Annotated in this window: 22 protein-coding genes, 1 other RNA gene and 1 pseudogene; 10 read left to right on the top strand and 14 right to left on the bottom strand. The window is 55.1% G+C overall.

The features are described from left to right. Nucleotides 1–68: 68 nt before the first annotated feature. From DI14_RS06165 to DI14_RS06140, 6 genes are all read right to left on the bottom strand, one after another. Entirely contained in the window at nt 69–293 is a 225-nt protein-coding gene (locus DI14_RS06165; protein WP_235193411.1) for a hypothetical protein, read from the bottom strand. Between the two features lie 83 nt (nt 294–376). After that, nucleotides 377–931, bottom strand: coding sequence for a hypothetical protein (locus DI14_RS06160; RefSeq protein ID WP_034806618.1), 555 nt, complete (start codon nt 929–931; stop codon nt 377–379). Between the two features lie 79 nt (nt 932–1,010). Beyond that, a complete protein-coding gene (locus tag DI14_RS06155) occupies nt 1,011–1,832 on the bottom strand; it encodes a YihY/virulence factor BrkB family protein (RefSeq protein ID WP_034806615.1) in 822 nt (273 codons plus the stop codon). A gap of 109 nt (nt 1,833–1,941) precedes the next feature. After that, nucleotides 1,942–3,360 carry a sodium:alanine symporter family protein gene (locus DI14_RS06150; protein WP_034806613.1) on the bottom strand — a complete coding sequence of 473 codons (1,419 nt, stop codon included), beginning with the start codon at nt 3,358–3,360 and terminating at the stop codon, nt 1,942–1,944. A 59-nt stretch (nt 3,361–3,419) separates the two neighbouring features. Next, entirely contained in the window at nt 3,420–4,325 is a 906-nt protein-coding gene (locus DI14_RS06145; protein WP_034806611.1) for a Gfo/Idh/MocA family protein, read from the bottom strand. 68 nt (nt 4,326–4,393) lie between these two features. Next, complete coding sequence (locus DI14_RS06140) at nt 4,394–4,576, bottom strand: hypothetical protein (protein ID WP_034806608.1); 183 nt, start codon at nt 4,574–4,576, stop codon at nt 4,394–4,396. Nucleotides 4,577–4,832: 256 nt separating this feature from the next. Between DI14_RS06140 and DI14_RS06135 the strand changes: the two are divergent. After that, nucleotides 4,833–5,699: pseudogene (locus DI14_RS06135) on the top strand (DNA/RNA non-specific endonuclease). A 54-nt stretch (nt 5,700–5,753) separates the two neighbouring features. On the opposite strand, the gene DI14_RS06130 reads toward DI14_RS06135, so the two are convergent. The 4 genes from DI14_RS06130 to rnpB all read right to left on the bottom strand — a co-directional run bounded on the left by DI14_RS06130 (nt 5,754) and on the right by rnpB (nt 8,600). Then, nucleotides 5,754–6,242 carry an 8-oxo-dGTP diphosphatase gene (locus DI14_RS06130; protein WP_034806605.1) on the bottom strand — a complete coding sequence of 163 codons (489 nt, stop codon included), beginning with the start codon at nt 6,240–6,242 and terminating at the stop codon, nt 5,754–5,756. Nucleotides 6,243–6,260: 18 nt separating this feature from the next. Then, nucleotides 6,261–6,743, bottom strand: a complete 483-nt coding sequence (locus tag DI14_RS06125) for a VOC family protein (protein WP_034806602.1) — start codon at nt 6,741–6,743, stop codon at nt 6,261–6,263. A gap of 217 nt (nt 6,744–6,960) precedes the next feature. Continuing rightward, nucleotides 6,961–8,127, bottom strand: coding sequence for a class I SAM-dependent RNA methyltransferase (locus DI14_RS06120; RefSeq protein WP_034806599.1), 1,167 nt, complete (start codon nt 8,125–8,127; stop codon nt 6,961–6,963). A gap of 105 nt (nt 8,128–8,232) precedes the next feature. Continuing rightward, an RNA gene (gene rnpB, locus DI14_RS15200) (RNase P RNA component class B) lies at nt 8,233–8,600 on the bottom strand. A gap of 121 nt (nt 8,601–8,721) precedes the next feature. Between rnpB and DI14_RS06115 the strand changes: the two genes are divergently transcribed. Continuing rightward, nucleotides 8,722–9,126 (top strand): hypothetical protein, encoded by a 405-nt coding sequence (locus DI14_RS06115; protein WP_034806596.1) that lies wholly within the window; start codon nt 8,722–8,724, stop codon nt 9,124–9,126. Nucleotides 9,127–9,175: 49 nt separating this feature from the next. On the opposite strand, the gene DI14_RS06110 is transcribed toward DI14_RS06115, so the two are convergent. Both DI14_RS06110 and DI14_RS06105 read right to left on the bottom strand, forming a co-directional pair. Then, nucleotides 9,176–10,627 (bottom strand): S8 family serine peptidase, encoded by a 1,452-nt coding sequence (locus tag DI14_RS06110; protein WP_235193410.1) that lies wholly within the window; start codon nt 10,625–10,627, stop codon nt 9,176–9,178. A gap of 105 nt (nt 10,628–10,732) precedes the next feature. Further along, complete coding sequence (locus tag DI14_RS06105) at nt 10,733–11,140, bottom strand: hypothetical protein (protein WP_034806591.1); 408 nt, start codon at nt 11,138–11,140, stop codon at nt 10,733–10,735. A 172-nt stretch (nt 11,141–11,312) separates the two neighbouring features. On the opposite strand from DI14_RS06105, the gene DI14_RS06100 reads away from it, so the two are divergent. The 5 genes from DI14_RS06100 (at nt 11,313) to DI14_RS06080 (ending at nt 15,985) form a co-directional block, all read left to right on the top strand. Further along, a complete protein-coding gene (locus tag DI14_RS06100; protein WP_034806589.1) occupies nt 11,313–12,200 on the top strand; it encodes a hypothetical protein in 888 nt (295 codons plus the stop codon). A 66-nt stretch (nt 12,201–12,266) separates the two neighbouring features. Beyond that, on the top strand, nt 12,267–12,932 hold the full coding sequence (locus DI14_RS06095; RefSeq protein WP_034806586.1) for a response regulator transcription factor: 666 nt from the start codon (nt 12,267–12,269) through the stop codon (nt 12,930–12,932). Then, the gene (locus DI14_RS06090; RefSeq protein ID WP_034806582.1) at nt 12,929–14,281 is read left to right on the top strand and encodes a HAMP domain-containing sensor histidine kinase; all 1,353 of its coding nucleotides are present in this window, start codon (nt 12,929–12,931) and stop codon (nt 14,279–14,281) included. Before DI14_RS06095 ends, DI14_RS06090 begins: the two co-directional genes overlap by 4 nt. 67 nt (nt 14,282–14,348) lie before the next feature. Beyond that, the gene (locus DI14_RS06085; protein ID WP_034806579.1) at nt 14,349–15,353 is read left to right on the top strand and encodes an ABC transporter permease; all 1,005 of its coding nucleotides are present in this window, start codon (nt 14,349–14,351) and stop codon (nt 15,351–15,353) included. Continuing rightward, complete coding sequence (locus tag DI14_RS06080; protein WP_034806576.1) at nt 15,350–15,985, top strand: ABC transporter ATP-binding protein; 636 nt, start codon at nt 15,350–15,352, stop codon at nt 15,983–15,985. The genes DI14_RS06085 and DI14_RS06080 overlap by 4 nt, the downstream gene beginning before the upstream one ends. A gap of 32 nt (nt 15,986–16,017) precedes the next feature. Here DI14_RS06080 and DI14_RS06075 read toward each other — a convergent pair whose 3' ends face one another. After that, nucleotides 16,018–16,434, bottom strand: a complete 417-nt coding sequence (locus tag DI14_RS06075) for a hypothetical protein (protein WP_034806573.1) — start codon at nt 16,432–16,434, stop codon at nt 16,018–16,020. 174 nt (nt 16,435–16,608) lie between these two features. Between DI14_RS06075 and DI14_RS06070 the strand changes: the two genes are divergently transcribed. After that, complete coding sequence (locus tag DI14_RS06070; RefSeq protein ID WP_034806663.1) at nt 16,609–17,535, top strand: alpha/beta hydrolase; 927 nt, start codon at nt 16,609–16,611, stop codon at nt 17,533–17,535. Here the strand turns inward: DI14_RS06070 and DI14_RS06065 are convergent. Continuing rightward, the gene (locus DI14_RS06065; RefSeq protein WP_034806570.1) at nt 17,465–18,163 is read right to left on the bottom strand and encodes a CPBP family intramembrane glutamic endopeptidase; all 699 of its coding nucleotides are present in this window, start codon (nt 18,161–18,163) and stop codon (nt 17,465–17,467) included. The genes DI14_RS06070 and DI14_RS06065 overlap by 71 nt on opposite strands. Before the next feature lie 78 nt (nt 18,164–18,241). Here DI14_RS06065 and DI14_RS06060 point away from each other — a divergent pair, with 78 nt between their 5' ends. Both DI14_RS06060 and DI14_RS06055 read left to right on the top strand, forming a co-directional pair. After that, nucleotides 18,242–18,934 carry a lytic transglycosylase domain-containing protein gene (locus DI14_RS06060; protein ID WP_235193409.1) on the top strand — a complete coding sequence of 231 codons (693 nt, stop codon included), beginning with the start codon at nt 18,242–18,244 and terminating at the stop codon, nt 18,932–18,934. Nucleotides 18,935–18,966: 32 nt separating this feature from the next. Then, nucleotides 18,967–19,554: a DUF1643 domain-containing protein gene (locus tag DI14_RS06055; RefSeq protein WP_034806567.1), complete on the top strand. Its 588-nt coding sequence runs from the start codon at nt 18,967–18,969 to the stop codon at nt 19,552–19,554. Nucleotides 19,555–19,882 lie beyond the last annotated feature (328 nt).

Raw genomic sequence — 19,882 nt, 5'->3', positions numbered from 1 at the left:
TTATACAGCGCACGTAATCAATAGATTAAAGAAAAGACCGCAGACAACATGTCTACGGTCTGACTAAATTACATCGCTCTCGCCATGAACCAGAGTTGAATAAAGAATGGTACAAGGACGAGCACGAGCATCAAGTTGCGCATCCGACGGTTCCGGTTCCAATAATACGCCATCAAGACGAACGGATGGAGCGCCGTCAGCTGGTAAGGGTTGAACCAAAACCAAGTGAGCAACAAGACGATAAAGAAATATAGGACCGAGCGCTGATGAGTGGCACGCCATTCTCGCCACATATCAAACGCCCCTTTGAAGAATACAATAAACGTTACTACCCAAAATACCATCACAATCACACTATTCAATGATTAGACCACCTTCATGAGACATTTTCGATATAGAATCCGCCCCAGTAGATATGCCGATACGTGTACTCTTTTCCACTCTCTGCCGTGATGATAATCTCATCCTCTGTCAACACGAGCACGTGAACCGGAATCTCACCTTTTCGAAGCATCGGACTGAACAGTTGGAACTGTTTGTTCAACCACTTCCGTTCCGTAAAGTCACGGTAATGGTGCAAGGCGAGCGAAGGATGGACCAAGAACACGCCGAGCACAAAGGCGGTGGCTCCTGGCGAGGCAGACACTTCAAGCAGTAAGGAGAAGACGAGGACGAGCGACAACACCGCATAGCCGAATTCGAGTAACTCCATCAACGAAGCCCGGCTGGCAATCACGTACTGCATGACACGAAACGCCACGTACAGTAACAGACTGACCATCACATACTGGGAAAACGGGGCACTGCTCATCGAAACGTCTAGATAGAACAAGACCGGTAGTAACATAACCCACTTCCATAATTGTAAGGCGAGGTAAAACAATGTTTGATCGATGAAACGACGATTGTGTACGAGCCGTTGCATATCCATGTTTCCCACCTCCGATTAAAAGATGTGACCTTAACCGTATCATTCCCTGAATCAAAGAATGATAACAAGCATTTACACGTCAACCGGATATTTCTTTTCGTTCGATAAGCGTGGCGTTCAACAGTCCCCCGAGCAGGATGACCGAGGCCGCCAAATAGAACCAAATCAACAAGATGATAAAGGCACCGAGTTGACCGTAAAACTGTTCATAGTTTGCATACTGTGAATAGTAGCTGAACACGTTCGAAACTGTCAAGATGCCGATGGTGGCAAATGCCGCCCCGGCCCAACTGTCGTGGAACGTGCCGCGATGGCTCGGCAACCACTTATAGACGAGCAAGAAGACGCTGAACAGGACGAGCGTGCCGACGATCCAGCGGAAATAGAACCAGATTTGAGCATAGCGTGCGACGATGTCGTCGATAAAGATGATGTGCGTCGCCAACTCCCGAAGTGCGGTCTCGATGACCGGGATCAGTAGCGAGAACGGCAAGACGAACATGAGCGCGAGCGTCACGGCGATGTCTTGTAGCACGCCCCGCCAGAACGCCTTGTTCCGAATCAGGCGATAGGCGTCATTGAGCGATCGGACGAGCGATTGGACCGCCATCGATGAGATCCAGAGCGCCGGCAAGATGCTGAGTGAGGCCAGTCGCAACCGTGAATCATCGAAAATCGCCTCGATATTCCCTTCCAGCAACCGATAACTGGCTTCAGGCATGACCAGGGCGAGCGCGGAAATCACGTCCCCGCTCGAGAACGGCAACCACCCGACAATCCCGAGCACGAACAGCAAGAACGGGAACGTGGACAGGATGAAATAATAGGCCAACATGGCCGCTTGGTCGAAAAAACGTTCGGCAAAAAATCGTTTGAATGTATGAAGGAAAGGTTGTACCATTTCGTGCACTCTTTTCTATAATTTATTGAATAATTTCGGTATTTGAAATAAAAATAACAATAAACGAAAGGCAAGAACAGAACGATGTGTCCGATTCTTGCCCCCGATCTTAACTGATGTTCTCTCGTTTCGCTTCCCACGCCTCGACATGTTCTTTACCAGGCAATTCCACGTCATCACGATTGAACACCGGATCACGTCCGGCACGCTTCTGCGCCACATAATCGTCAAGCAGCGCTTTGGCGACTTTACTGAGTTGGAAGATGGCATACATATTGACGAGCGCCATCAAGCCCATAAAGATATCGGCGATCGACCAGACCAACCCCGCCGACCGGACCGAGCCGAACAACACCATCCCGACGACCGCGATCCGATAGATGACCAGATACACTTTTCGTTCCGAGATGAACTCGATGTTCGTTTCCCCGTAATAGTAATTCGCCAAAATCGAACTGAACGCGAACAACAGGATGGCGATCGTCATGAGCGATGTCGCAATCGGTCCGATCTCCGTCAAGAGCGCCTCTTGCGCCAACTCGATGCCTTGGAAGTCCTCTGACCCCGGTACTCCCGAGATGAGGACGATCATTGCCGTCGCCGTACAGATGAAGAGCGTATCGACGAACACGCTGAGCGATTGGATCAAGCCTTGTTTGACCGGATGGCTGACCTCTGCGGTCGCAGCCGCATTCGGAGCCGAACCCATCCCCGCCTCGTTCGAGAACAAGCCGCGACGAATCCCTTGCAGGACGGCCGCACCGACCGCACCGCCGAGCAGTTGACGGAAGCCGAGGATCCCTTCTGAGAAGATGGCCGAAAAGACGGCCGGGATGGCCTCTAGATTCGTGAACACGACCCATAAGGCGAGCAGGATATAGCCGCCGGCCATGATCGGGACGATGATTCCTGACAACGTTGAAATCGAGCGAATCCCGCCGAAGATGACGATGGCCGTCACGATGGCCAAGATGATGCCGACCCAGAGCGTATCAATCTCGAAAACATTGTTGACCGATAAAGCGATCGTATTGGCCTGTACCGAGTTGAACGCGAAACCGAACGCGAACGTGATTAAAATCGCGAACACGATGCCGAGCCACCGTTGACCGAGCGCTCGCTCGATATAATAGGCCGGTCCACCGCGCCATGCCTTCCCGTCGTGCACTTTATACACTTGGGCGAGCGTGCTCTCGACGAAGGCGGAAGCCGAACCGATCAAGGCGATGAGCCACATCCAGAAGACGGCCCCCGGACCACCGAGTGCGATGGCCGTCGAGACGCCGGCGATATTCCCCGTCCCGACCCGAGCGGCCGTTCCGATGGCGAACGCCTGGAACGACGACACTTGCCCTTTCTCGTGTTTGGTCCCTTTGACGAACAGCAACTTGAACATCTCGGGTATCATGCGGAACTGGACGAATCCCATCCGGATGGTGAAATACAACCCTCCGGCAATCAACACGAAAATGAGTACGTACGTCCATAACAGATCGTTCACCTGCATGACGAGTTCACGAATGTCCATGCTCGTCCCCTCCTTTTAAGGGGTTAATACCCGCTCGACGTGCCCCAGAAACGACACGGTCAGCGCGAAGCCTCTTCGAGTATGCGTTCACAGAGGGCATGCGTCGTCAAACTGTCCTCTGCCCGCACCGAGTCGTTGGGTTCCCCGGCGAGGAGCTTCAAGAACTCGTTGAGCATGGTCGTGAAGCCCCGGCGCGTCAAGTTCGACTCCCAAGGGTTCAGCGCCCGCTCGAGCATGCCGTCACGGGTGAAATCATACACCCGCTCGACGTCGCGTGATACCCGCTTCAGACGAGGGGACATCACTTCCATCACTTCTTCCGTACAGCCGTTGTCCCGGTTCATGATGCCGACCGCCTCGACCCCTCCGGCCGTGAATTGAATCTGGAGCTGTTTCAACGTCCCGGCCTCATGCCGCGTCCGTACGGCCAGATTCTCGACAGGCGCGAGCCCGGTCAGGTAACGGAGCGTGTCGACGACGTGGACGAAGTCCTCGATGATGAACTCACGCAACGTCGCCGGTTGATACGTCCGATTCTTTTGAATCAAAATCAGATTCGGGTCGGACACTTCTTTCAAGGCAGCCGTCGCCGTCGCGAAACGGCGATTGAAACCGGTGACGAGCTCGACGCCCTGCTCGGCAGCGAGGCGTACGAGCCGCTCCGTGTCCTCGAGCATGAACGTGACCGGCTTATCGATGAAGACGGGCACGCCTTGTGCGAGCACGTAACCGACCTGGTCGGCATGGACCGATGTCGTCGAGTGAATCAACGCGCCATCGATCGTCTCGAACGGGACGTCTTCGAGCGATGCATACTGACCGGCAAAACGATATTTCTCGACGAGCTGACCCGCCTTTACCTCGTCTCTCGAGACGAGATAGACGTCGACCCCTTCCAAACCGGCATAGACCGGCAAATACGCCTTTTTCGCGACGTCCCCTAATCCAACGACGACAATCTTCATGTGTACATCTCTCCTCTTCATCAGACTGAACAAAACCCCAAGGCGTGCGCCCGGGGTCAAAGGTTCGTTTAATGGACCGCTACGATTTCAAAACTGGTGATCGGCTTACGGATCGCATCTGACACGATTTGATACAGGTCGGCCAATTGCTGATTATCATTCAAATCGGGCGTCCGGTCGAGTACGACCTCACACGTCCGCGTCGTCTGTTCTTTGTCTTGGAACGCATATTCAATGGTATATGTCTGCATGACACGTCTCCTCTCAAGCGATGTATACGTATGTATAGCCTGAAACGAAACGATTGAAACGCCACAACCCGCTCGACCCCCGGTCCGCTCCCGTCCATTGTACCACTAGTCCTCCGCAAGGCGCGCTATCGAATCGTGACAACGTTTCGCTCGTTTATGAGAACCACGGTCGAAACACGTCGCAATCCGATTGCTTGTCAATCGTGTCGAAGATTCCTAGAATGAACAAGTATGCATCACACATAGGAGACTTCAGATGAAACGAAACCTTACTTATTTGGCATTACCGCTCTCGATTCTGCTATTGGCAGGTTGCACGAGCGAGGAGGCCGTGACGACCACGGTGACGGACACGAAAGAACAGGCCACCGTCGAGACGACGGCACCGACCGAACCGGAGACAGATGACCGATTCGCCGGTTATGACATCATCGAAGTCGAGGGTGGAGATTTGTCAGGTGACCGCGAGAACAATGTCGTCGTCGATATCGGATACGGCGACCGCGAATATTGAGCGTTCACGAACGAGCACGGTCAACTCGTGAAAGTGATCGCGGACAAGATCGTGTTGCAGGATGACGACCGCGAAGACGTGACGTCGGACGGTCGCTACTATGCCGACGAGGCGAAAGTGCCCGGGGTCGAACACCACGACCTCGACGAAGGGCACATCATCGCCGATTCGCTCGGCGGCGTCTCGAACGCCTTCAACATCACGCCCCAAAACAGCACGCTCAACCGCCACGGCGACCAGGCGTATATGGAGAGCGTGATCCGGAGCGCAGGTGGCGCGACCGACTTCTTGGCAATCATCACATATCCGGATACGAATACTCAGATCCCTTCACACTATGTGTACACCTACACGGTCAAAGGAAATGTCGTGACCGATTCGTTCGACAACGTCAACCCGGACGACGTGAATGAAGAGCTCGGACTGACGGAAAGTGCCCCATCGACAACCGAAGCAAGCGGTGACGTCACGCGCGTCGATACGAACGGCAACGGCCAAGTGACGATTCAAGAGGCGAAGGACGCCGGCTTCCCCATGCCAATCACGAGCGACCACTGGCTCTATCCGCACATGCGCGATAACGATGGTGACGGGATGGTCGGCGAGTGACTTAATACTTGAATCAAAAACGAGATGGTCGGCCGACGGGGCCAATCATCTCGTTTAATGTACGTTGCTAGAAGCTTCATCCAGCTGGTCGTGCGTGTACGTCAACAGTTCATGCCCGTCATAACGGAACGTATGGCGCCGAGGCATAGAGTGGTCTAGCATCGGCTGCAAATATTGTTTCAAGTTGCTGATGACGCCCATATTGTCGGGATGAAGCACCCAGTCGATTTGCTTCCATTCCAAAATCCCTTCACGTGTCTTGAAAACCATACCATGCGTTTCATGTTTAGCGACTTCCGCAACGAACAGATACATCCCGACCTGCTGTTCCCCGTGCAGGATGACCTCCCCTTTATATAGAGGACGCTCAATCTCATATCCGGTCTCTTCGAATACTTCGCGACAGACCGACGCCTCTACCGTCTCGCCCGACTCGATTTTCCCACCTACGCCGTTCCATAGCCCCATCGCTGGCGGCTTCTCTCGATTCAACAGTAAGACTTCTTGTCCTGACTTCAATAGACATAACGTATACCGATACATCGCCCTACCCCTTCCGTCTCATTCCGTGTCTGGTGACGCTTGCATCCGCTTCCGTTCTGACCAGTCCTCGAATGACATCATTTGAAACGCATCGGTCTGGTCCGTATCCAAAAACGCGATCAGTTCGAGCGAATTCCCGTCCGGATCGTCGAAATAGATGGCGGCATGTGCGTGCGGGAAGTTCGGCAGGACCAACGGCTGCTCTTCGGGCGTCATCTTGAAGGCGGTCCGGACCTCGATGTTACGTTGACCAAGCCACTCCTTCACCGTTCCCAAACTTTCGGGGTCGATTCGAAACGCCACGTGACGAATCGAAGGATGGTAAGGCAGTTCGACGCGATCGCTCTCCCACAGACCGAGCCAACTCTCTCCTTCGATGATCCATAGAAACGCCAAGCGCTCGTTTTGGAAGGTCAGCTTCATTCCAAGTTTTTCATAAAACGGGATCGACACCGTCAAATCACTTACCGGCAAGTGTGCCTCATATATACCTGTTATCATCCGTAGTTCATCTCCCTATCTTAACCATATTATGAGTATAATCCTTATATATGGAAATGTACGTTATGAGGACCGCCAGACTATCTGGCCCATACATCCATTCCATCACCTACAAGGGTGAAAAACCACGGCAAGCAAAAAAACCGCTCTAGGGAGCGGTTTTCGTGTGTCTGCAGGATCACAAATAAAAAGTGTGCAATGTGTGTGCAATGAAGACTTATTTCGTATCAGAAGTCGGCTCAGCTGAACGTCTCGGCGGACGTTTACCGAAGAACTGGTAGTATTGCGTCTCGATATTCCCGTTGTACAGCTTGCGGCGTTTCGTCGCCGGGCGGCCGTACGCCTTCTCGAAGTCCTCATAGCTCGTCAACATGTAGACGCTATAGCCCGGATACTTATCAAACTGACGGCCGATCCGCTCGTACAAGTCGATAATCTCGTCCTCGGTTTGCAGACGCTCACCGTAAGGCGGGTTCCCGATGATGACACCGTACTCTTCTTTCGGCTTCAACGCGGCCGCGTCACTGTGGACGAACGTGATCGCGTCACGGACGTCGGCGAGCTCCGCGTTGTCTTTGGCGAGCTTGACCATACGCGGGTCGAGGTCGATGCCGTAGATTTTGAGCGGTTTGTCCCACTCGGCTTTTTCGTTCGCCTCGTTAATCGCCTCGTACCAGGCCTTCTTCGGCACGCACGGCCAGTCTTGTGAGCAGAACTCACGGTTGAGGCCCGGTGCGATGTTGCGGCCGATGAGCGCCGCTTCGATCGCGAGCGTCCCCGAACCGGTGAAGACGTCATAGAACGGCATGTCCGGCTTCCAGTTCGTCAGCTGAATCATCGCCGCGGCCATCGTCTCTTTGAGCGGTGCCTGTGAGTGGAGCTCACGGTAGCCCCGACGGTGGAGCGCATCCCCTGACGTGTCGATCGTGATCGTCGCCACATCTTTCAATAAGGCGACTTCGATCGGGTAATAGGCGCCCGTCTTCGGGAGCCACTCGCCCGGTTTGTTATAGCCGCGTTGCATCGCGTCGACGATCGCCTTCTCTGTGATCTTTTGACAGTCACGGATCGAGAACAGCTTCGATTTGACCGAGCGGCCGTCGACGATGAAGCGAGCGTCCCACGGCATGAGGTCGGTCCACGGCAATTCGACGACAGCGTCGAACAGCTCCGTGAACGTCGTCGCTTTGAACTCGGCGACGACGAGCTTGACGCGGTCGGCCGTCCGGAGCCACAAGTTCAAGCGTGGAATGTCTTCCATCTCCGCGTCGATATAGACGCGTCCGTTCTCGACTTCGCACGTGTAGCCGAGGTCGCGCACTTCTTTGGCGACGAGCGCCTCAATTCCCATCGCTGCGGTGGCGATTAATTTACGTTTTGCCATCGTATCCCTACTTTCTATAGTGTTCGTCCTAAAATGGTCAAGTAAAAAGGAGCTCAAGTAGGATTGCTTGAACTCCTGGTCGATGTTTAATGAGAGACTATGCTGCCCTGTAAGCCATGTTCTGTACTCCGGTGCTCGTAGCGGTCTCCCTGGCACGATGGAGTGACAATCATCTATCTGCGCCGCTTGGCGCCTTCCGTCCCGTTCGGTTCCAGTCGGGAAGTTCCCCTACCATAGTTTGGGTTTCTCGCTCGTGGGGTTTACCTCGTTCCACTCTGACCGTTTCCGGACAGACTCCGTCACTGTGGCACTTTCAAGAAGCTTGCACCATATCCGAGGACTTAGGTGCTTCTTCTGCCGTCAACTTGCGTTGCCTACACTTATCGTTTCGTGTAGCACGATCACTACAGCCATCACAGGCTGTGCGAGCATGGACTTTCCTCAAAGCTTGCGCCCCGCGATTGTCCAGACCTCATAGTCACCTCAATCATTGTAGCCGATAAACGTCTCGTTGACAACCGACAACCTGAACTTGATTTTCATGGCCGTCAGCGCTAAAATAAGGCGTGTTCCATTGAACAAGGAGGGATTTTGATGCATCAAGATGCAAAGAACGGTTGGATTCAACGGCTGACCTATGTGATTGAAATCGATGACATTAAAGCGCTCCACCTGAACAACGGCGTCTTCGCCTTCTATCGTAAAAATCGACTCGTCCAAGGGTTCGAGCCGTTCGACATTAAAGCACCGAATGAGATGTCTAAGCGGCCGTATCATTTCGATCATCACAACTTGGCCCATCTCCATGAACGTTTCCCTGAATCGATTCCGATGTATGATGCATCGATTCAGACGCGTCGTGCTTGGAGCGACATCGTCCGCGCCGGCTTGTGCGACATCGTCGCCGACGGGAAGTTAAGTTTTGAACATATCGATGATAACGGGAACGTGCTAGAAGCGAGCATTCGTTGGATCGGTGAGCCCATTACCATCGACTAATATATGAAACCACCACCAAGTGCGACGTGTCGGACCGGGTGGTGGTTTTTTATGTTGCTTCAATCGTTTCAGTCGCCTCTTCTGGTGGTGGCGGTGTGAACGTCGTCGAGACGATGCGTTCGGTGAGGTCGGTCGGTTTCAGGATGACCGTCAATTTATTGGTCGTATCGCCGCGGACCGGGAACGTGCCCGGAACATGGAGCGCTTCGTACACGGTCTTGCCGCTCGCGTCGAGAATGGTGACCGTGCCTTTACGTGTCGTCGTCACCGAGAACGTCGCCTCGTCGGTCGCCTTCACCGTCACGTTCGTCTTGACGGGATTGATGTAATTCACGTTCCGGCTCGACGTGCGCTTATACTTTCCATCCGTCACGACGGCCGTTAGCCGATATTGACCACTCGGCAACCAGTCCCCGCCGGCGTACATCGTGAACGCTCCCCCGTTCGCCGGGAGCGTCTTCACTTTAAGCGTGCCTTGATAGAGCGTGTACGTCGTCTTCAAGTTCGGGCGGTTCATGACGGAGAGTTTGGCTTCTTGGACGTATCGATTCGTCAATGTCGCCGGAGCAGACACGCTCACCGGGCGCGGGGTCGCATCAAGCAACCGTTTCGTGTTCAGTTCCGTGTACGACTTCCCGCTCACGCGCGGCATCTTTTGAATCAATCCGTCGATGTCGGTCGGTGTCAGAAACGGGTTGACCGATTTGACGAGCGCGATTCCCGACGTCACCATCGGCGCGGCCATCGACGTCCCATCCATAAAGATAAAACTGTTCTTCAAGCCGAGCGATAGGACGTTCACACCCGGTGCGACGACCTTCACTTGGCTGTCCATGTTCGAGAACGCGGCGAGCCGATGTCTCGAATCGACGGCACCGACGGCGATGACTTCTTTCATATTGGCCGGGAACGAGACTTTCGTCGCGCCGTCATTGCCAGACGAGGCGACGATGACGACACCTTTCGCCCGGGCCCGTTTTATCGAATCGGCCAGTACCCGGTCGTAGTCTTGGCCGCCGAGCGACAAGTTGATGATCGTCGCCCCTTTCGCGACCGCCGTATCGACGGCTTTGGCGACGGTCCAGGAATCCGTGAACTCTGAGTTTCTCCCATAAAAGACGTTATAGAAGTGATAGCGGACGTTCGGGGCGAGACCGGCGATGCCGTACTTGTTGTGAAGACCTGACATGATGCCGGCCGTGTGTGTACCGTGATAGTCGACACTATACGGCCCTTTCATCGAGTTGACGACGCGCGGCACGTTCAACAGCTCCCGATGGCTACGGTCGGCCGATGAGTCGATGAGCGCGACGACGATATCGCCCGACCCTCTCGTCGTGTTCCACGTCAAGTCGGTCCCGGTCTGTTTGATGTAATATTGGTTTCCGACGCGCGGCTCCGCGACGACGTAGCCGTGTTTCTCCAAGATGACAGGTTTGGCGGCCCCGGCTGTCGTCGGGACGAGTAATGCCAACGCCGTCAGCAAAATCATTTTCTTCATCGCCTTACGCTCCATTCACACTTCATAAGATGGGAACATTATCTCAAATTTACGATACGATTTCCCTTTTTTCATAAAAAAAGAGTATGACATTTTTCCGACAGTTCACCAATAGTCAGGTTTGTCGGGATGTTCCATCTCGAAGTCGACGATTTTTCCGATCGTCAAATACGTATAATACCTCGCCAGCTCCGTGCGATACGGGTCCGGGGTGAACCCTTCCAAGTCCTCTCCGAGAGGCGACCCGTCAATCGTCTCGAACTGTTGGCAGAAGAAGGATTCCGTCTCATTGTTCCAGATGATCGTGTCCCCGATGTACCCGCTTCCGAACCGGATATAGTCGATGACGGACGGGACGATCACTTCGGCAGGCAACCGCTCGCTCATCCGGCCGACGAGTTCATAGCGGTCCCGCTCTGCGAACGTCGCCTCTTCGAGTGACGTACACTTCAACACTTCTTTATTGATCTCGATTAAGACGATATAGTCGCCAGACTCAATCGACAGCTTCATCTCATCACCTCGTCTCCACATCCCATTGTTAACTCTATCTTAACAAATATTCGGAGAAATGCGCCGAAATCCTGTCAGCCTGTACAAATTTTCCATTCGGTTCATTCAATCTACATGAAGAAAACGGTTTTTGCTATACTAGACGTATACGACCGTAGAGAGGAAGTGCACCATGGCTAAACGTCCTTTGACCCCACGAGAAAGCGAGCTGATCGCGACGGCCTTGTTCGTGATTGGGACCGTCCCGTATAACGGTCACATCGACCGTCTCGAATCGCTCACGTTACGCGACATCGCGGACGACTATTTATCAGGGAAGCGTACGGTCGCCGATGCGATTGACGCACTCGACCAATACATTTACGTCCGGCGCCACCGGTTCAAGAACGTGACGCCCCACAACCTATGGACGCTCGACGACCGGACCGAGCAGGAGGCACTCCGTTATATCGTCCGCCGTCCCGAACTGAAAAAAGGACAGACGCTGAACAAGAAGAACCAGCCGTATCAAGTCGGGCAAGAAGTCGAGTTCAAAGTCGACAAGCACGTCGACCGTGGGCAGTTCCGGATTTATATCGGCAAACAGAACGGGTTCACGTTCAAGGCCCAGTCGAAAGACAAAGAAAAACTAAAAGCGGCGAGCGGGTGGATCACCCATATGGACTTGAAAGACCGGCTCGTCTTCGTCAACTTGACCGATTTCGGCCGCCAAGCGATTGATCCGGAGTTGCGCGAATCGCTTGAATCGATGAGCGCTTCGCTCATCGGTTGGTTCGCCACGGCGACACTGCCGACCGAGGACGAGGCGAAAGCGGCGAAACAACTGATCGCCACGTTGCAGCGCCGGGACAAGCCGTACTGGTTCACGTTGACGACCGCGATGAACCATCCGAAGCCAGAGCACGTGAAGCGTTGGGGCGCTTTCATCAATTTGCTCGTCAAGGCGAGCACCGGGGACAAGACCGCGATTGAGACACTTGAGACGCAAGAAGACAAATACTTCAAGGACGCCTTCTTGCGAGCGATGCGCGCACTTCACGGTAACTTGGGCACGACTTGACAACGAATGAGACGGTAACGGCGTTGGCCGCTGCCGTTTTTTGTACGGATAGAAAGGACGAGACCAATGCAGATTATGATTGTTGAAGACGATGAACATATCCTCCGTCTAGTCGACGAGACCCTTCGCCGCGCCGGGCACGGGACGATGCTCGTCACGGACCCGTTTACGGCCGAAGCAGCGTTCATGGCCGACCCGCCGGACGCGGCCGTCATCGATATCCTGTTACCGGGTATGGATGGACGGGAACTGTGCCGCCGGATGAAGGCGACGCTCGACATCCCTGTCATCTTATTGACCGCGCTCGGTGAATGGGACGACAAACGGATTGGGTTCGAACACGGCGCCGACGACTATATGACGAAACCGTTCATTCCGGATGAACTGTTGTTCCGTCTACAGGCGATCTCGAAACGATACGAACGGACGGCCGCGAGCTCGATTCACGCCGGCCCGCTCTCGCTCGACTTACGCCACTATCGGGTCGAGCTGTCCGGCGAGACGATCCATCTGCCGAAACGTGAGTTCGAGCTGCTCTATCAGCTCGCCGCCTTCCCGAGCCGCGTGTTCAGCCGGGAAGAGCTGATCGAACATGTTTGGGGGCTCGACTTCGACGGCGACGACCGGACCGTGGACGTCCACATCAAACGGCTGCGGACCCGTTTACGAAGTGACGTCGTCTCGATTCGGACCGTGCGCGGGGTCGGTTATACGTTCGAGGTGATCGAATGAGGACCCTTTATACGCGCATCGTCTTGACCGTGTTCATGATTTTACTTCTCTCCGGCGCGATCGCCCTGCTCGTCAGCAACGTCGCGTACTATACTTGGTGGCAACCGACCTATAGTGAGAAGACGAGCGAGGCGGCGAGCACCGCCGTCGGCTACTTCTCGAATCATACAGACCAGGACGAGTCCGCCCTCTATACGTTCCTCGCCCGCACCGGGTATCAGCTCCACGTCGTCAAAGCCGACGGTCGGGTCATGCGGTACGGTGGCTCGTTCCGCGACGAGTCAATCGATGAGCGGACCGTCACCTCGGTACGGGAAGGAACCGTCTATGAAGGGATGCGCGACTACCCGTTCCATTTGTTTTTGCTCGGACTGTTCGACAATGAAGTCGTCAATACGTACGGGTTTCCACTAGAGGGCCCGGACGGTGTCGACGCCGTCTTTATACGGCCGGACTTATCGGCTCAAATCCGAGAGTTGCATCTATTCGTCGGGTTGTTCTTCGCCCTCTTGACCGGACTCGCATTTCTCTTGATCGCCGTCGCGACACGTTCGATCGTCAAGCCCGTCAAATCGTTGACCGACGCGACGGCATCGGTCGCCTCTAGAAAGACACCGCGCGACTTGCCGCTCGAGCGTTCCGACGAGATTGGCGTCCTCGCTCGCCGGTTTGAAGAGATGGCCCGGACGATTGAGACGTCCGAACAAGCAAGACGACGTTTCGTCTCCAACGTCTCGCACGAGTTCCAGTCCCCGCTCACGTCGTTAACCGGCTACGCCTCGACGCTCGTCGAGTTGACCGACGAGAAGGCCCGACCGTACGCTGAAATCATCCGTGACGAAACGACGCGGCTGTCGTCGTTGACAAGACAACTGCTCCTGCTCGCCAGGCTCGACGAGGCCGACATCTCGCTCGAGCAAGATGTTCTGCTCACCACGTCAATCGAAGACGTGATTCGCGGGCTCTCGTTCCAACTCGACCAAAAAGGGATCGCCGTCGTCACCGACCTCGACGACATGACGGTGAAAGGTGACCCCATCTTGCTGGCGCAAGTGTGGATGAACTTGCTCCAAAACGCGATTCACGCCTCGCGCGAAGGAGGGACCATCCGAATCAAGTTGAAACGAGACGAACGCGTCACAATCATCGTCTCAGACGACGGACACGGGATGGATGACGTGACGCGGGCACACCTGTTCGAACGTTTCTTCCAAGGTGACGCGTCACGTGGGACGGCCGGGACCGGGCTCGGACTCTCGATCGTCCACGACATCGTCAGCTTGCACGGCGGCACGATTCAAGTCGAGTCCACGCCCGGATCGGGGACGACGTTCACGATTCAACTGTGACGTGTTCATGTTCCGTTCATATTCGTTCGGTATGCTTCCTTCATCGACATGAAGGAGGCTTTTTATAATGACACTCGGACTAAAAGAAATGTGGCGAAAACGTGGTCAGTACGGACTCATCCTCCTGATCACACTCGCAATCGTCTTGTTGACGACACTAATCACCGGGCTCGCGGACGGGCTCGCCTATGACAACGGGGCAAGCGTGCGCGAACTCGACATTGACACGTTCCAACTGACAGACGACGCGGACGGACAGTTGACGCGTTCATTCATCGAAGAGACGCCAATCGACGCGGTGACCCCGCTCGCCGTGAAACCGCTCACGTTCGTGAACGGAACGAAACAAGATGCGACGTTGTTCGCCTTGCCGACAGACTCGACCATCGGACCGACACTCGATCTTTCTGTCGGAGAAGTGCTCGTCGACCCAAGCTTTTTACAGACGTATGCGGTCGGCGATACGGTCGAGGACTTCGTCAGTGGGTACCGTTTCACGATTATCGGTGTGACAGACGGACGATTCAGCCACGGCCCCGTCGTCTGGACGACGATGGAGACGTGGGACGCGTATCAACAGACCGCGGGCGGGCCGACTTACGTCTCGGCTTGGCTCGGAGACGAGGTCACATCGCTCACCCGTCATTCGAAACAAGATATCATCGAATCTGTGCCCGGTTATTCCGCCGCGCAAGGGACGTTCGATATGATGCGTGCGTTCCTCCTCATCATCGGGGCGTTCATCCTGACCGCATTCTTTTATATGGTGACGTTACAGAAACTACCGCAACTCGGCATCTTGAAAGCAATCGGGATTCGGTCACGGACGATCGGTGCAGCGCTTGTCTGGCAAGTGCTCGTCACGGTCGTAGCAGCGAGTACCATCGCGATGCTCGTGACCTTGCTTATGACGCGCGTCGTACCCGAAGCGGTCCCGTTCCAGTTCGAATGGTCGAACGTGGCATTTTATAGCACCCTCTTCCTCATCATCTCGTTACTCGGTACGGTGTTACCGTTACAGACACTTCGTCGGCTCGATGCTGCCGACACGTTAGGAGGTCGCATCAAATGAAGTTAACCAACATTCATCACGCCTATGAGCAACCGATTTTAACCGGTGTCGACTTGACCGTCTCACCGGGTGAGTGCATCGGGATTATCGGGCCGAGCGGCAGCGGCAAGAGTACGTTGCTGCAAATCCTCGGCTTGTTGAAGCGTCCAGATGCGGGCAGTCTGTCGTTCGACACGGTCGACGTCTTCTCGCTCGACGAGGAAACCCGGCGGAAGTTGCGGTTGAACGAGATCGGATTCGTGTTTCAGGACGCGCAACTCGTCCCGTATTTGACGGTGCGAGAGCAGCTTGAACTCGTCCAAGCCGAAAGCGAGACCGACGGCGACGCGATGGCCCTCCTGATGGACCTCGGGTTAGGCCATCGCTCAAACGAGTTACCGAACCGGCTATCCGGAGGGGAGCGGCAACGGGTCGCCGTCGCCCGTGCCCTCATCAACGACCCGCAACTCATCTTGGCCGACGAACCGACGGCGAGCCTCGACTACCCGAACGGCCGTCTCGTCATGGAACGCCTGGCCGAGGCGGCTCATGAACGCAACAAACGGGTCATCGTCATCACGCACGACGAACGGATGCTCGACGTGTGCGACCGCGTCCTTCGGTTGCGTGACGGACAGTTGAATCCAGTTTAAAAAGGGAGTGGCAAAATCGCCACTCCCTTTCGTTATGTACCGACCCGGAGCTGGGCCGCTTCTCGAACCATCTCCAGATGAAACGCCAACCAGGCACAGAGCGTCACGTGCACGGTCATCCCTCTCGACGAGTCGAGCTCGATGTGACGAACCGTGAGCAGCCGTTCTTCGATGTGGTTCGAGACGAGATACACGTCCGTGAGGGCGAGAAGCGCACGCACCGTCTCGTCCGTTCTCACGCCCGAAGCGGTGGTGAGCGACCGGACCGATAGTTGCATGTCGCGCCCTGCCCCGTACAAATATCGGTCCATCAAGGCATCGAGTACGGGTGACAGCTGATTCGTCCCATGTTCGCCGCGCTGGATGATCGAGATGCCCTCCTCCGTCACATAGTCGATGTCCCCTTCCACACACGCTTGAATCAGCCGATACATCCCCTCACGCGTCACACGGAGCCCTCCTTTTCTTCTACCGGCTAAGCATAATCCCCATCCGTGCAGCGTGCAATGAACGTCTTTTACCGGAACGGTCGCGGAATCGTCACGTTTGCGCCCGGAGACGCAACTCGTACGTGAACGAAACGTCACGTTTCGGGTACAATGATGGAGAAAGGAGCGATGTTCATGCAAGCTAAATGGAAATACGGGCTCGCGACACTGTTCACCGGCTACTATGCCATCAGTTATTACGCCTTCAAACGGATGACGCGAGGGAAACGGAAGACACCGGAGATGCTGCTCGCCCCGTACACGACCGAAGATCAATCGTTCTATCACGACGTGCCGTTCGAACACGTCTCGCTCCAATCTCGGGACGGCTATCGCCTTTACGGCCGGGTTTACCGGAACGGCGAGGCAAAAAAATGGATCGTCTTCGTCCACGGCTACACGGCCTCGCACAGTTTCATGGCACCGCACTTGGCCATGTTCCACCGGCTCGGGTATAACCTGCTCGCCGTCGACTTGCGATCACACGGGGAGTCCGAGGGCGTCTACGCCTCGTACGGGTATCACGAGAAACACGATATCGTCGAGTGGGTCGATTGGCTCCGGACCCATGAGACGGTCGATGAGGTCGGCCTTCACGGCGTATCGATGGGTGCGGCGACCATCTTACAGGCGGGACCGCTCACGGATGTCGATTTCTTGATTGCCGAGTGTCCGTTCGATGACATGCGCCAACTGATGCGTCATCAATTGAACAACCTACATCGGCTGCCAGGCGACTTATTGCTCCCCGGAATCAACTACTTCCTTTGGAGCCGGGCCGGGTTTTTGATGCACCAAGTCAGTCCGAAGCGTTCGCTCGCCGAGACGAGCGCCCCGGTGTTGTTCGTCCACGGGACGCGCGACGATTTCGTCCCGACGTGGATGTCCATCGAAATGAACGCCCTCAACCGGCGCAACGAGCTCGCGCTCATCCACGATGCCGAGCATACGAACTGCATCTTAAAAGACCGAGACGCCTACGAGGCCGCCGTCACGAATTTTTTGGCTCGGCGACGTGAATCGGGCCAGCAATCAGATCCAGTAACACATGCAAGACCATGACCGGCCAAAGTAAACCTGTCGCGAGGAACAAGTAGCCGAACACGAAGCCGACGGCGCCGGTCACGATGACACCACGGACGCCTTGATACGCATGGGCGAGACCGAACAAGGCGCCGCTCGCTAAGGCGAGCGATCCGTCCGAGAGATCGACATAGAGCGCGAGCGTATAAATCAAGACGCCGCGGAAGATAAACTCTTCCGTGATCCCGGCCGTGACCGAGACGGCTTTCCAAGCCTGTGCCTCTTCCTTTGTCCGTGGCAACAACACTTTTTCAATCTCAAGCTCATAGTGCGGACGAAGCCGTTCCCGAAGCCGCGCCGACGTCAAGACGGACAAATAGAAGACGAAGATGCCGCCCATGAGGACACAGCTAAAGACGAAATAGTTCCACGACCGTGCATCGGTCACGTCGGGCATGAAGGCAAGGCCAACCGCATCACCCGGCACGTCGAACAAGAACACGAGCGCGACGAGCAACAGCGTCAAGCCCCATGCGGACTTGATCGCCTCCTCGTAGACGCGTCCCCGACCGAGCGACGTGATCATCGATTTCATCAATCGGGCATTGAACAGCTGAATGATCAATAAGTAGGCGAGAATGACGGTAAAGACGATTCGTTCGAGCATCGATATCCACTCCTGTCCTTCCTGTTAGCTATATGCTACACTATTCGGGTATTGTCTAGAAAGCTAGGAGGCGGTATCTTGAAACGATTGATGCTGCGACTGACCAGTATCATGCTTGTGACAGTGTTGTTCCTCGTCGCAATCGGCTGGTTCGGTCAAGATGACAAAGTGAACAACGCCCTTTACCGGGCCTACTATGGAGATCACGGTGTCCCGTCGGATCATGTCTCGGTCTATGAAGACGCCGCGGATACGTATGACGTCGATTGGCGCCTACTCGCCGCCGTCCATCGCGTCGAGACGATTTTTTCACACAGTGCCTCGATGCGGTCATCGGTCGGTGCGATCGGTCCGTTCCAGTTCATGCCCCGGACTTGGCTCGGTTGGCAATATGACACGGACGACCAAAAAGGCGACGTCCCTGAGGACGAGGTCGACTTGACGGATTTGACGTTGATTGAGCAATACGGCGGGCTCGGCCGTGACGGGAACAATGACGGACAAGCCGACCCACACAGCTTAATCGATTCGGCCCATGCGGCCGCGTATTACTTGAGTGAACACGGCGGCCAATCGACCGATTCGATTGAATCGGTTCGTTCGGCCATCTTCGAGTATAATCGCAGCGAACAGTACGTAGACAACGTCATGTCCTACTATGAACAGTATCAAGACGAAGTCACGCTCCTTCCCGGTGACGCGAAGTCGACGAAGCAGCAAGTCGCACGCTACGCAATTCGTTACTTGGAATGGTTCGCGAGTCTGACGTGACCGTTGATCTTTAGTTGAAGTGAGGAAACGATATGAACACACAAATCGAGGAAGTGACGATTCGAGTCAAGTCGGTCTTCAATGACGACAAGACGAAACGCTATATGCGCTCCTATGAGTTCACCGATGTCGTCGATGGCGTGATTTGCGCCGTCATCATCTATTCCCCTCGAATGAGTGACGCGTTCTTGTCTGGGACGACGACGCAACGGGCGTACATGCTCATGCGCAACCATCTCGACAAACCGATTCGGGAAGTGCGCGTCATCAGTCTCGTCCCGACGCTCGCCATAAACGACAATCTGCCTTACGTCGAGTCTCAACTCGACGAGACGAACTTCCATTACGTCGAGGAGACGCTCGACGAGGTCGAACAGAGCAGGGGCATGGTCATCGTCGGCTGGGGATCGCCCGGTCGGCTCATGCATCACGCGACCGCGTATAAGACGCTCTTCGCCGACCACGAGGCGAACATGTTCTGTATCGGGACGACCGCCAAAGGTGAACCGCAACAGATTCGAATGGCCAACGAGAACACCGTGCTCGAGCCGTTCAACAACGAATCAATCAAACCGAAGTTCCGTATCGTCAAAGAAACGAAACAGGACGACTCCGAGTGAGTCGTCCTCAGCTTGTTGACTAACATCAAGCGAATCGCCCGTCTTTCCGGCGCCCACGCTTTCCGCAGGCAATCCCGGAGCCGCATCGCGACTTACGTCGCTGCTGGGTCTCCGTCGGACTGCTTTCCTGCAGGGTAGGGGCGCCGTCGGACGAGTAACGCAAACGGTCGCCGTCTGGCGGCCGTTTTTTTCTGTCGCCACGATGGCCGAAACGAACGTCGACATCGTACGTCATCCATTTCGTGTCGGGGTGACTAGATCGAGCTCGTTGAACACAAAAAACGAACCCATTCGCTTTTTACGAATGGATTCATCAACAGCCTGAGGA

The organism is Exiguobacterium sp. AB2, from assembly GCF_000696055.1.
GTDB classification, from domain to species: domain Bacteria; phylum Bacillota; class Bacilli; order Exiguobacteriales; family Exiguobacteriaceae; genus Exiguobacterium; species Exiguobacterium alkaliphilum.
This window is presented reverse-complemented; position numbering and strand designations above follow the sequence as displayed.